The sequence below is a fragment of the Burkholderia ubonensis genome (genome assembly GCF_902833085.1).
GTDB classification, from domain to species: domain Bacteria; phylum Pseudomonadota; class Gammaproteobacteria; order Burkholderiales; family Burkholderiaceae; genus Burkholderia; species Burkholderia ubonensis.
This window is the reverse complement of the sequence record NZ_CADFEB010000013.1, coordinates 142121-155017: the sequence shown is the minus strand read 5'-3', so window position 1 is coordinate 155017 and position 12897 is coordinate 142121. Positions and strand designations below refer to the sequence as shown.

The 12897-nt window shown below is 68.1% G+C and carries 11 protein-coding genes; 3 read left to right on the top strand and 8 right to left on the bottom strand.

The features are described from left to right. Positions 1-9 precede the first annotated feature (9 nt). Together HWX31_RS31950 and xth are read left to right on the top strand one after the other, a co-directional pair. Positions 10-693: a response regulator gene (locus HWX31_RS31950; RefSeq protein WP_174963456.1), complete on the top strand. Its 684-nt coding sequence runs from the start codon at positions 10-12 to the stop codon at positions 691-693. Between the two features lie 79 nt (positions 694-772). Next, the gene (gene xth / locus HWX31_RS31945) at positions 773-1549 is read left to right on the top strand and encodes an exodeoxyribonuclease III (protein WP_174963454.1); all 777 of its coding nucleotides are present in this window, start codon (positions 773-775) and stop codon (positions 1547-1549) included. Positions 1550-1568: 19 nt separating this feature from the next. Here the strand turns inward: xth and HWX31_RS31940 are convergent, their stop codons facing one another. The 4 genes from HWX31_RS31940 to glnA all read right to left on the bottom strand — a co-directional run bounded on the left by HWX31_RS31940 (position 1569) and on the right by glnA (position 8048). Continuing rightward, the gene (locus HWX31_RS31940; protein ID WP_174963452.1) at positions 1569-3677 is read right to left on the bottom strand and encodes a prolyl oligopeptidase family serine peptidase; all 2109 of its coding nucleotides are present in this window, start codon (positions 3675-3677) and stop codon (positions 1569-1571) included. Positions 3678-3766: 89 nt separating this feature from the next. After that, positions 3767-5275, bottom strand: a complete 1509-nt coding sequence (gene ntrC, locus HWX31_RS31935) for a nitrogen regulation protein NR(I) (RefSeq protein ID WP_059649833.1) — start codon at positions 5273-5275, stop codon at positions 3767-3769. A 38-nt stretch (positions 5276-5313) separates the two neighbouring features. Then, positions 5314-6456, bottom strand: coding sequence for a nitrogen regulation protein NR(II) (gene glnL / locus HWX31_RS31930; RefSeq protein WP_174963450.1), 1143 nt, complete (start codon positions 6454-6456; stop codon positions 5314-5316). 176 nt (positions 6457-6632) lie between these two features. After that, positions 6633-8048, bottom strand: coding sequence for a type I glutamate--ammonia ligase (glnA, locus tag HWX31_RS31925; RefSeq protein WP_029226484.1), 1416 nt, complete (start codon positions 8046-8048; stop codon positions 6633-6635). 396 nt (positions 8049-8444) lie between these two features. Between glnA and HWX31_RS31920 the strand changes: the two genes are divergently transcribed. Beyond that, positions 8445-8909, top strand: a complete 465-nt coding sequence (locus HWX31_RS31920) for a rhodanese-like domain-containing protein (protein WP_010091916.1) — start codon at positions 8445-8447, stop codon at positions 8907-8909. Positions 8910-9006: 97 nt separating this feature from the next. Here the strand turns inward: HWX31_RS31920 and HWX31_RS31915 are convergent, their stop codons facing one another. The 4 genes from HWX31_RS31915 to HWX31_RS31900 form a co-directional block, all read right to left on the bottom strand. Then, positions 9007-9825 (bottom strand): competence/damage-inducible protein A, encoded by an 819-nt coding sequence (locus HWX31_RS31915; RefSeq protein ID WP_174963448.1) that lies wholly within the window; start codon positions 9823-9825, stop codon positions 9007-9009. Beyond that, positions 9822-10649 (bottom strand): EI24 domain-containing protein, encoded by an 828-nt coding sequence (locus tag HWX31_RS31910; RefSeq protein WP_174963446.1) that lies wholly within the window; start codon positions 10647-10649, stop codon positions 9822-9824. The genes HWX31_RS31915 and HWX31_RS31910 overlap by 4 nt, the downstream gene beginning before the upstream one ends. A gap of 142 nt (positions 10650-10791) precedes the next feature. Further along, positions 10792-11766 carry a sterol desaturase family protein gene (locus HWX31_RS31905; protein WP_174963444.1) on the bottom strand — a complete coding sequence of 325 codons (975 nt, stop codon included), beginning with the start codon at positions 11764-11766 and terminating at the stop codon, positions 10792-10794. Positions 11767-11782: 16 nt separating this feature from the next. Next, the gene (locus HWX31_RS31900) at positions 11783-12772 is read right to left on the bottom strand and encodes a YVTN family beta-propeller repeat protein (protein ID WP_174963442.1); all 990 of its coding nucleotides are present in this window, start codon (positions 12770-12772) and stop codon (positions 11783-11785) included. Positions 12773-12897 lie beyond the last annotated feature (125 nt).

Genomic DNA, 12897 nt, shown 5'->3' with positions numbered 1-12897 from the left:
AACGCCATCATGACGATCCGAGTACTCCTGATCGACGATCACACGCTGTTTCGCAGCGGCCTCAAGCTGCTGCTGCAGCGCCAGCCCGATTTCGAAGTCGTCGACGACGCACCGGACGGCGTCGAAGGGCTCAAGCGCGCGAAGCAGCATCAGCCCGACGTGATCCTGCTCGACCTGAACATGCCCGGCCTGTCCGGCCTCGAAACGCTGCAGCTGCTCGTGCAGGACGTGCCGGGCGCGGCGGTCGTGATCCTGACCGTCTCCGAGGATGCGGAGGAGCTGACCGCCGCGTTGCGCGACGGCGCATGCGGCTATCTCGTGAAGAACGTCGACGCGGACACGCTCGTCGCGGGCATCCGCAAGGCGGCCGCGCACGAACCGGTGATCGCGGACAGCATGACCGTGAAATGGATCGCGAGCCTGCGCGCGGCGCCCGCCGCGCCGCCGGCCGCTGCCGCGCAGCCGTCGGCCGGCGCCCCCGCGTCGCTGACGCCGCGCGAGCACGACATCGTGCGCGCGATCGCGCGTGGCGCCAGCAACAAGGAGATCGCGCGCGAGTTCGACGTGGCGGAGAGCACCGTGAAAATCCACGTGCAGAACGTCCTGAAGAAGCTGAATCTGTCGAGCCGCGTGCAGATTGCCGTCTACGCGGTCGAACAGGGCCTCGCCGGCATGCAGCCGTCCGACGGCTGACGCAGGCCGGCGGGTTCCGGGCCAGCGCGGTGCGCTCGCGGTAAGATGGCGGCCTCATGCACTTTCGCCGCCTCTATCGATGAAGATCGCCACCTGGAACGTCAACTCGCTCAACGTCCGCAAGCAGCACGTGCTCGACTGGCTCGCGCAAAGCGGCGCCGACGTGCTGTGCCTGCAGGAGCTGAAGCTGCCGGACGACAAATTCCCGCGCGCCGATCTCGAGGCCGCAGGCTATCGCTGCTGGTACACCGGCCAGAAGACCTACAACGGCGTCGCGATCCTCGCGCGCGACACCCTGCCGTTCGACGAATCGGACATCACCCGCAACGTCCCCGGCTTCGACGATCCGCAACAGCGCGTGATCGCGGTGACGATCGGCGGCACACGCATCATTTCCGCGTATTTCCCGAACGGCCAGGCGCCCGACTCCGACAAATTCGTCTACAAGATGCAGTGGCTCGACGCGCTGAACGCGTGGCTGCGCAGCGAACTGCAGCGCTACCCGAAGCTCGCGCTGCTCGGCGACTACAACATCGCGCCGGAAGACCGCGACGTGCACGACCCCGCGAAATGGGAAGGCCAGAATCTCGTGTCGCCGCAGGAGCGCGCGCACTTCGCGGGCCTGATCGAACTCGGGCTCGTCGACGCGTTCCGCCGCTTCGAGCAGCCCGAAAAGACCTTCACGTGGTGGGACTACCGGATGTTGGCGTTCCGCCGCAACGCGGGGCTGCGCATCGACCACATCCTGCTGTCGCCGGCGCTCGCCGAAACCTGCACGTCGTGCGTCGTCGATCGCACGCCGCGCACGTGGGAGCAGCCGTCCGACCATACGCCCGTGGTCGCGGTCGTCGGCTGAGCACGCTGCCCGCGCGTGGTCAGCGACGCGCGGGAGCGGGCCCGAGATGGGCCCACAGGAAACCGAATTCGGCCGCGTCGGATTCGGCGCGCTCCAGATCGTCGGCGCTGCCGTGGCCGCCGTCGGTGTTCTCCCAGTACCACACCCGTTCGTGGCCGAGCGCGTGCATGCGCGCGGCCATCTTGCGCGCATGCGCGGGATGCACGCGATCGTCGCGCGTCGACGTCGTCAGCAGCAGCGGCGGATACGTGACGCCTTCGCGCACCCGGTGATACGGCGAGTACGCGGCCAGCGCCGCCCCCTCGCGCGGGTCGTCCGGGTCGCCGTACTCGTCCAGCCATGCGGCGCCCGCGTGCAGCTTCGGATAGCGTCGCATGTCGAGCAGCGGCACCCGGCACAGCACCGCGCCGAACAGCTCCGGCCGCTGCACCATGCACGCGGCGACCAGCAGCCCGCCGTTGCTGCCGCCCTCGATGCCGAGTTGCGCGGCCGTCGTCACGCCCGTCCCGATCAGATCCTCGGCCACCGCGATGAAATCGTCGAACGAACGCTGCCGGTGCTCGCGCTGCGCGTCGACGTGCCAGCGCGGCCCGAACTCGCCGCCGCCGCGGATGTGCGCGAACGCCGCGACGCCGCCGCGCTCGAACCACGCGATGCCGAGCGCATCGCTGTAGCCCGGCAGGTTCGGCAACGCGAAGCCGCCGTAGCCGGACAGCAGGCACGGCCGCGCGACACGCGCGCCGCCGTCGCGCGCATCCAGCGCATCGCGCGGCCCGATCAGCGTGTACGGCACCATGGTGCCGTCGCGCGAGCGCGCATTGGCGCGACGCACGACGAGCCCGGCCGGGTCGAACTGCACCGGCGGCCGGTCGAGCAGCACGCGGCGCGACGGCGCATCGGCCGCACGATCGGCAAGATCGGCCAGCCAGCATTCGGGCGGATCGAGATAGGTGTCGACGTCCACGTAGACGTCGTCGTTCAGCGTCGCCTCGACGGGCTCGACGTCGATCTGCGCGTCGCCCGGCCAGTCGAACGGCCGCGCGTCCCACGTCCACGCGCCGTCGTCGGCCTGCCGCGGCTGCCACAGCAGCGTGCGGTTGTTCACGTCGTCGAGCCAGCTCGCGATCAGCGTGCGGCGCGTGTGCGTCCACGTGCACGCCGACGTCGTCGGCCCCGGCTCGAACAGCGTGTCGAATGCGCGCGAGCCGGCAAGAAACGCGTCCTCGCGGATCGCGAGCAGCGAGCCGCCCGCGTGCCGCACGCCGTCGCATTCCCAGTCGAGCCGCGGCTCCATCACGAGCCAGCCCTGCCAGAATCCGACCTCGACGTGCGTCGGCACGTCGTAGCGCGCCCACTCGCCTTCGGCGGTCAGCCGGTACGAATGCAAATCGAAGAAGTCGACGCTGCGTAATGCGCCGTGGCGGCCGTCGACGGGGTCGAACCACGCACCCGCGCTGATGTCGTCGGGCTCGCCGCGAAACACGACCGGCGCGTCGGCGAGCGGCGTGCCGCGCACCCAGCGCCGCGCTTCGTACGGATAGCCTGCCGCGGTCGAATGCGCTTCGCCGCGATCCCAGCTCACGTAGACGGTGTCGCGATCGATCCAGCCGATCGTATGATGGCCCGGCTCGTCGATCGTGAAACCGCCGTCGACGAAGCGGCGCTCGACGAGATCGAACTCGCGCACGACGACCGCGTCGGCGCCGCCCGGCGACAGCGACAGCAGCGCGCGATCGCCGTCCGGATACAGGATCGCGTCGTGCTCGAACACCCACGACTCGCCCTCTTCCTCGCCGAGCGCGTCGACGTCGAGCAGCGTTTCCCACGCCGGCCGGCCCGCGCGCCAGTCGTCCCAGCGCGCGCGGCGCCACAACCCCTTCGGATGAAGGTCGTCCTGCCACAGGTCGTACGCCCAGTCGCGCCAGCGGGTCGGAATCACCGGGCGCTCGCGCGGCAAATAGGCTTGTGCGAGGCGCGCCACGAGCGCGCGATACGCGTCGTCGTCGCGCAGCGCGACGCGCGTGCGCGCATTCTGCTCGCCGACCCACGCGCGGGCGCGCGCGCTGTCGAGCGCTTCGAGAAAACGGAACGGGTCGGCCCCGGCGGGCCAGCGGAAGGAGTCGGACATGGCGGATCGGCGCGGCAGCACACTGCGGTCAAACCGAGATTATGTCCGATCGCGGCATGCGCGGCGCCCGCGCATGCCGCACTGCGCGCTTACGGCTCCAGATGCAGTTCCTGGATCTTGCGCGTGATCGTGTTGCGGCCGATGCCGAGCCGCTCCGCCGCCTCGACCTTGCGGCCGCGCGTGAAGTCGAGCGCCTCGCGGATCACCGCGGCCTCGAAGCGACGCGCGAGTTCGTCCATCACGTCGGCCGAGTTCTCGCGCAACAAGCGCGCGACCTCGGTGCGCAGCCCGTGCTCCCACATCGGGTAGCCGGCCGGCGCGCCGCCGTTCGGCGCAGCGGCGGCCGGCGCACCCGTCACGCCGGCGAGCGGCGGCAACGCGCTCGCGTCGCTGCCCGCCGCCTGCGCGTCGGCCGCGTCGCCCATCGCGACGACGGCCGCGCCGGACGGCACGAGATCGGGCGGCAGGTCCTTGATCTCGACCGTCTGCGCGGGCGCCATCACGGTCAGCCAGTTCGCGAGGTTCTCGAGCTGCCGCACGTTGCCGGGGAACGGCAGCGACGTCAGGTACGCGAGCGCCTCGTCCGACACGCGCTTCGGCTCGACGCCGAGATCGCGCGCGCTCTTCTGCAGGAAGTGACGCGTGAGCAGCGCGATGTCCTCGCTGCGTTCGCGCAGCGGCGGCAGGCGCAGCCGGATCACGTTGAGCCGGTGATACAGATCCTCGCGGAACAGCCCCTGCCGCACGCGCGACTCGAGGTTCTGGTGCGTTGCGGCGATCACGCGCACGTTCGCGCGCAGCGGGCTGTGGCCGCCGACGCGATAGAACTGGCCGTCCGACAGCACGCGCAGCAGGCGCGTCTGCAGGTCGAACGGCATGTCGCCGATTTCGTCGAGGAACAGCGTGCCGTTCTCGGCCTGCTCGAAGCGGCCCTGGCGCGTGGTCTGCGCGCCGGTGAACGCGCCGCGCTCGTGGCCGAACAGCTCGGATTCGAGCAGGTCCTTCGGAATCGCCGCGGTGTTGAGCGCGATGAACGGCCCGTTCGCGCGCGGACTGTGGCGGTGCAGCGCCCGCGCGACGAGCTCCTTGCCGGTGCCCGACTCGCCGGTGATCAGCACGGTCGCGGCCGAATGCGACAGGCGGCCGATCGCGCGGAACATGTCCTGCATCGCGGGGGCCTGGCCGAGCATCTCGGGCGCCTCGGCGACGCGGTCGTCCTGCGGCGCGCCGCTGCGCAGGCTCTCCTCGACCGCGCGGCGGATCAGCTCGACGGCCTTGTCGACGTCGAACGGCTTCGCGAGGTATTCGAACGCGCCGCCCTGGAACGCCGCGACGGCGCTGTCGAGATCGGAGAACGCGGTCATGATGATCACCGGCAGGTCCGGCATCCGCTCGTGCACCGCCTGCAGCAGCTCGAGGCCCGAGCCGCCCGGCATCCGGATGTCGGACACCAGCACCTGCGGCGTCTCGTGGTCGAGCGCGCCGAGCGCGTCGCGCACGTTCGAGAAGCTCTTCGTCGCGAAGCTGTCGCGCGCGAGTGCCTTTTCGAGCACCCAGCGGATCGATTGGTCGTCGTCTACTATCCAGATCGGCTTCATAGGTCGGTCAGATATCTCGGTGAATCGCGGGTCGCCGCTCAGTGATCGAGCGGCAGCAAAATCTGAAATTCGGTGCGACCGGGCCGGCTTTCGACCTCGATCATCCCTTCGTGCTGCTGCACGAACGTCTGCGCGAGCGTGAGGCCGAGGCCGCTGCCGTCCTCGCGCCCGGACACGAGCGGGTAGAAGATCCGGTCGCGGATCTCGTCCGGAATGCCCGGCCCGTTGTCGATCACGTGCAAGTCCAGTGCCAGCTTGTACAGGCGCTTCGCGATCGTGATCTTGCGCGCGACCCGCGTGCGCAGCTCGATGCGCGCGTCGCCCTGCGCGATCCGCTCGCGCAGCGCCTGCGCCGCGTTGCGCACGATGTTCAGCAGCGCCTGGATCAGCTGCTCCTTGTCGCCGCGCAGGTCCGGCACGCTGACGTCGTAGTCGCGCTCGATCGACAGCCCGCGCGGGAACTCGGCGAGCATCACCGCGCGCACGCGCTCGCACACTTCGTGGATGTTCACGTCGCCGACGATGTGCGGATGCCGGTGCGGCTCGAGCAGCCGGTCGACGAGCGTCTGCAGGCGATCGGACTCCTTGATGATCACCTGCGTGTATTCGCGCAGCTCGCCGCGCTCGCGCTCGCCGAGCTCGAATTCGAGCAGCTGCGCGGCGCCGCGGATCCCGCCGAGCGGGTTCTTGATCTCGTGCGCGAGATTGCGGATCAGCTGCTTGTTGACCGCGGTCAGGTCGTGGATGCGCTCCTCGCGGTCGGTGCGCGACTGGCGCTCGTTCTCGAACAGCTCGACGAGCACGAAATCCTGCGCGCTCTCGAGAAAGCCGACGATCGCGTGCACATGCAGCGGCTCGCGGCCGGGCCGGTCGAGCACGGTGTCGAGGTGCGTCGCGTGAAAGCGTTCCTCGCCGATCGCGGTGATCGTCGACGCGAGCTCGTTCGCGTTCGGGAAGATCTCGCTCCACGGCCGCTGCGCGAGCTGGCGGCGCGAAATGTCGAGCATCGCCTCCGCGGACGGATTCGCGAACGCGATCTTCAGCGTCTTGCGGTCGAGCACCAGCACGACCGTCGGCAACGCCTCCAGCCCGGCGAGCAGCCCCGAACGCGCGAGCCGCTCGTCATCCGACAGACGCTCAGGCTGCCCCGTCTTCGCCTTGATCAGATTCTTCAGAACCATCTTGCGTGCTTATCGAGCCCTGGATGCGCAAAAATTGTGAATGCCGCGGAACAAAAAAGGGACGGCTGGGCGCCGTCCCCTTTTCAGATTCCGCTGCTCGCGCCGGGAGTTGCGCGGCGCGAGCGAACCGGCGTGGCGGCGCTTCGCCCGCTGAAGCGTCGAAGCGCCATCGCCGCTTACAGCGAGTAGTACATCTCGAACTCGATCGGATGCGTCGTCATGCGGAACTTCGCGAGCTCCTGCTCCTTCAGCGCGAGGTACGCATCGATCATGCCGTCCGTGAACACGCCGCCGCGCGTCAGGAACTCGCGATCCTTGTCGAGTGCTTCGAGCGCCTGGTCGAGGCCCGCGCAGACGGTCGGGATCTTTGCATCCTCTTCCGGCGGCAGGTCGTACAGGTTCTTGTCGGCGGCTTCGCCCGGGTGGATCTTGTTCTGCACGCCGTCGAGGCCCGCCATCATCAGCGCCGTGAAGCACAGGTACGGGTTGGCCATCGGGTCCGGGAAGCGCGTTTCGATGCGGCGGCCCTTCGGGTTCGACACGTGCGGAATGCGGATCGATGCCGAACGGTTGCGTGCCGAGTAAGCGAGCTTGACCGGCGCCTCGAAGTGCGGGACGAGACGCTTGTACGAGTTCGTCGTCGGGTTCGTGATCGCGTTCAGCGCACGGGCATGCTTGATGATGCCGCCGATGTAGAACAGCGCGAATTCCGACAGGCCGGCATAGCCGTTGCCCGCGAACAGGTTCTGGCCGTCCTTCCAGATCGACTGGTGAACGTGCATGCCCGAACCGTTGTCGCCGACGACCGGCTTCGGCATGAACGTCGCCGTCTTGCCGTACGAGTGCGCGACGTTGTGGATGATGTACTTCGACCATTGCGTCCAGTCGGCGCGCTGCACGAGCGTCGAGAACTTCGTGCCGATTTCGTTCTGGCCCTGGCCCGCCACTTCGTGGTGGTGCACTTCGACCGGGATGCCGAGCTGTTCGAGCAGCAGGCACATTTCCGAACGCATGTCCTGGAACGTGTCGACCGGCGCGACCGGGAAGTAGCCGCCCTTCGTGCCCGGACGGTGGCCCGTGTTGCCGCCTTCGAATTCCTTGGCCGACGACCACGGCGCTTCTTCCGAGTTGATCTTCACGAAGCAGCCCGACATGTCCGTGTTCCACTGGACCGAGTCGAAAATGAAGAATTCCGGCTCCGGACCGAAGTACGCGGTGTCGCCCAGGCCCGTGCTCTTCAGGTACGCCTCGCCGCGCTTCGCGAGCGAACGCGGGTCGCGCTCGTAGCCCTTGCCGTCGGCCGGCTCGACCACGTCGCAGGTCAGCACCAGCGTCGACTCTTCGTAGAACGGGTCGACGAACGCGGCGCTCGGATCCGGCATGAGCAGCATGTCCGACGCCTCGATGCCCTTCCAGCCGGCGATCGACGAGCCGTCGAACGCGTGACCGTTCTCGAACTTGTCTTCGTCAAACGCCGACACCGGCACCGACACGTGCTGCTCCTTGCCGCGCGTATCGGTGAAGCGGAAATCGACAAACTTGACGTCCTCGTCCTTCACGAGCTGCATGACGTCGGCGACGGTTTTACTCATAACCTCTTCTCCTGATTGAACAATACCGGCGGACTGGGGACCGCCTCGTTTATCGAGCTGCTCGGAGCTTGGCTTTGGCGCAGCGTGCCCCGATTCGACCGAATTCAATAAAGCAGCTTCCGTGCCATGCTTGCGCGGGCCGGGCGCAAATCGCGCCGTGGCGCGCCGCGGCGAGGCTACGCCGCGCAATTTCGGGGCCTTGCCGGTTCATCGCAAGCACCTCGATGGTGCAACCCTCCGCGCCCGGCACCACGAATGAATCATTATGGTGCATTGCGCGGATTTTGCACTCTTTTGGTGAGCACACGCGCCGTGCACGGGCCGCGTGGCGCATGGGCATCGCGCGGCAGGCGGCGCGCTAGAATGTTCGTTTGACCGATAGGGAGACCTCCTGCCATGAGTACGCTCGAACAGCTTTACGCGAAGGCCGACGAACGCCGCGCCCAAGGCGCGCTGAACTATGCCGGCGCGCTGCTGCCGGCCGAGGCATTCGAACTGCTGCAGCTCGACCCGTCGGCGCGCCTCGTGGACGTGCGCACCCGCGCCGAGCTGGACTGGGTCGGCCGCCCGCTCGTCGGCGACGGCCAGTACCTGCATCTCGAATGGACCCGCTACCCGGGCGGCGTGCCGAATGCCGAATTCGTCGACCAGCTGAAGGCGGCCGTCGAACCCGGCGCACCGGTGCTGTTCCTGTGCCGCAGCGCCGCGCGCTCGAAACTCGCCGCGCTCGCCGCCACGCAGGCCGGCTACACGAAGGCGTTCGACCTGCTCGAAGGCTTCGAGGGCGCGAAGGACGCCGAAGGCCACCGCAAGACGGTCGAAGGCTGGTGCTTCCGGAAACTGCCGTGGATCGGCGCCTGACGGCGCACGCGCGCCGCCTGCGTCATCGTCGAGCCGGGCGATGACATCCCGATGACGGGCCGCGTCGGTGAACGACTGCGACCCGTTGCGTTCTCGCTTACGACGCGCGCGTCGCGTCGGGCTCGACGACATCGCCGCCGAGCAGGTGCACGCCTTCGCGCAGCTTCACGAACGCGGCCGCGACCGCTTCCGGCTCGCCCTTCACGCCGAGGTCGATATGGCGGCGCGCGTAGATCCCGCCCCGCTCCGCATCGCCGACGCTCGGCAGGCTGAACACCCGCACGCCCGGAAAATCGCGCTCGATCTTCTCCATCAGCGGCGTGAGCGTCGATTCCGGCAGCTCGAACACGTACAGCGAGCGCTCCGCGTGCGGCGTCGCGTGATGCAGGTGCGCATAGCGCGTGTCGAGCACCCATTCGATCATCGGCCACGCCATCACCGGGAAGCCCGGCACGAAGTGGACGTCGCCGACCGAGAAGCCCGGAATCCGGTTGTAGCCGTTCGGGATGATCGTCGCGCCGCGCGGAAACACGCCCATGTTGAACCGGTGCCGGTTTTCCGGCGAGTCGAAATCGATCGGCTGGTCCGGGTCGGTGTGCGTCTCGCGGATCCGCTCCTGGATCAGCAGCTTCGCGTCCGGATGCAGCTCGAGCGGCACGCCGAGCGCCGCGGCCGCGCACTGGCGCGTATGGTCGTCCGGCGTCGCGCCGATGCCGCCCGTCGAGAACACGATGTCGCCCGCCGCGAACGCGCGGGCAAGCGTCGCGGTGATCCGCGCCGGATCGTCGCCGACGTACTCGGCCCAGTCGAGCGCGAGGCCGCGCGCGCCGAGCAGCTCGATGAGCTTCGCGAGATGCTTGTCCTGCCGGCGGCCGGAAAGGATTTCGTCGCCGATGATGATGATGCCGATACTCATGCCTGCCCCATGTCGATGGTGGTGGCGCGCGGCGTCGCGCGCAGGTCTTCCAGCGCGCGCAGGCAGTAATGGCCGAACCACAGCGCCGAAAAAACCAGAATGAACGCGTAAACCCAGATCATCGCGGCCGCGACGAACGGAAACAGCACCATCATCCAGACCGACGACACCCAGATGAAGGTCGGCAGCGTGCCGAGCAGCCCGGTCGCGACGCCGATGCCGATCAGCGGCCAGCGGTGCCGCTGCACGAGCGCGCGGCGTTCGTCGCGGCTCGCGTGCTCCGCGAGCGCGTCGTAGGTCATCACCCGATACGTGATCCAGCCCCCGATCACCGGCGGCAGCAGCGCGAAGAACGGCGGGATCAGCCACAGCGGCAGCGTGACGACGAGCGCCACGATGCCGGCGAACGCCGTCCACAACGCGTTGAACATGCTGCCGACGAAGGTGCCGCCCCGCTTCATCTCGAGCGCCGCGAACTGGCGGCTCGACAGGTACTTGACCACGACCGGCATCGAAATCGACGCGATCAGCAGCAGCACCGTCAGCACGATCAGCGGCACCGCGAGCGCCACGACGACGAACGGCGCGACGACCGCATGCAGCTGCGACATGCCGAGCAGGTCGAACACGCGGTAGAGCGCCGCCGTCAGCGCGAAGCCGTCGAGCGCGCCGCGCGCGGCGTCGATGAGCGTCTGCCACGCAAACCACAGCAGGACGCCCCAGAACAACGCGGCGACGACGAACGGCATCAGGGTGAGCCAGAGCATCCGCGGGTGCAGCGCGCTCGCGAGTGCCCGGACGAAGGAACGCAGCAAGTCGTTCATGCGAGCCTGGGTCGACGAAGAAAAACGGGGAAAGGATAAACCACGCGGCCCGTCTGCGCCAAAGCGCAGACGGGCCGCGGGAAACGAGCATCCGGCGCAGGAGCGGGCATCGCCGGACGGGCGGGAATGGCGGGCGCCGCGCTCAGGCCGACGCCGCGCCGCGCTTCGCGGGGACGAGGCGCCGGAAGATCCGCACGAACGCGAGAGCGTGCTGCGCCCAGAAGCCCTCGCCGTACGACACGCCCTCGATCTGCTCGCGGATGCCGGTCGGCTCGACCGTGCGGTTCCACGATGCGGTGCCGAACATCATGTCCCACCACGGGAACAGCACGCCGAAGTTGCAGCCGTACTTGGTGCCCTCGTGCCCGTAGCCGACCGCGTGATGGCGGCGATGGAACGTCGGGCTGACGAGCAGGCGCTCGCCGAGCCAGCCGAACGACAGCCGCGCATTGGCGTGCTGGATGCTTTGCGCGAAGTTGGTGAGCGCGGTCAGCACGACGAACTGCGACGGCGACACGCCGATCACGAGCGCGATCGCCGCGAAGAAGCACGACTGGATCACGTCGTCGAGCAGGTGGTTGCGGTCGTCGCACCACAGCGACATCTGCCGCTGGCTGTGATGCACCGCGTGCAGCTCCCACCAGATGCCGATCTTGTGCTGCCAGCGGTGATACCAGTAGCCGGCGAAGTCGAGCACGACGACGTAGATCGCGAACGTGACGATCGGCTGCGACGTGACGCCCGGCCACAGGTAGTCGAGGTTGAAGTTCGCGATGCCGTGCAGGCGCAGCCACGCCTGGAAGTTGTCGAACAGCGGCTGCAGCGCGAAGAAGAAGAACAGCGAGTAGATGCCGAGCTTCGCGATCACCGTATAGATCACGTCGACCCGCACCGCCTTGCGGTTCGTCCATTTCTCGACCGGCCGCAGCGCCTCGAGCGGGCGCAGCAGCACGAACATCGCGACGATCTGCAGCGCGCCGACGATCACCCAGTAGAGCGCGTCATAAGTATCCTCGTCATAGTCCATCAGGTTGAACTTGAAGAGGAGCGGCTGCACGATGTCGACGTACAGCCAGGTCTGGATGTCCGACACGAACGCGTCGATCAGGTGCAGCATCGTTTGCTCCCGAGCGTCACGCGCCGTTCGCCGCCTTCCACGGCGCACGGTCGTAGAAGTAGATCCCGTGCGGCGAGCGGCCGACGGCGATCGTCTGCACCAGCTTGCGCGACGCGAGGTCGATGATGCCGACCTTCTTCGCGAAGCGGAACGTCACCCACAGCGTCTTCTTGTCGGCGGACAGCTCCATGTCGTCGGGGCCGGGCAACAGGCCCGTGATGTCGCCGACGTTGGTGAGCGTGTTCTCGTCGATGATGCTGATCGTGTTCGCCACGCGGTTCGTGATCGCGACGTGCGTGCCGTCGGCGAGCGAGCGGAAGTTGTGCGCGCCCTTGCCGGTCTGGATCGTCTTCACGACCTTCTGGTTGCGCCAGTCGACGACCGCGACGTAGTCCGCGCCGGTCATCCCGACCAGCAGGTACTTGTCGTCAGGCGTCAGCCACAGGCCCGCCGGCACCTTGCCGACCGGCATCTTCCACTTGACCGTCTGCGTCGCGAGGTCGACCGCCGCGATCTCGCCGGACACCTGCAGCGACACCAGCACCGTCTTGCTGTCCTTCGTGAACGCGAGGTGGCTCGGCATCACCGCGAGCGGCACGCGCTTCGCGATCTTCAGGTCACGGCCGTCGTAGCTGTAGATGTCGAGGCGATCGAGGCGCAGCCCGGTCGACACGAACCACTTGTGATCGGGCGAGAAGCCGAGCTGGTAAGGATCCTCGATGCCTTCGACCGTGCGTTGCAGCTTGCCCGTCTTCGGATCGACGAACATCAGGCTGTTCGACACCGAATTCGCGACGATCAGCGAACCGTTGTCGGGCGTCGCCATCAGGTGGTGCGGCTCCTTGCCGGTCGGCATCGTGCCGATGACCTGGCGGCTCTGCTGGTCGATCAGGGAAAGCGTCGCTTCGGCCGAATTGAGGACGATGACGTTATTCGCGTGTGCGGCGGGCGCCAGCACCGCTGCGGCCAGCGCGAGCGTGCGGCCGAGGGAAAGGAAAGTGCGCATGAAGACTCACGTCGTAGATCGGGCGTCATTGTAAAACGGACGACCGCCCCCGCCGGTTGACGGAAACGGACGTTGCGCCACTTCGACGCAGGGCCGGCGGCGGCGTTCCCGCGCGCGCGAAAGAT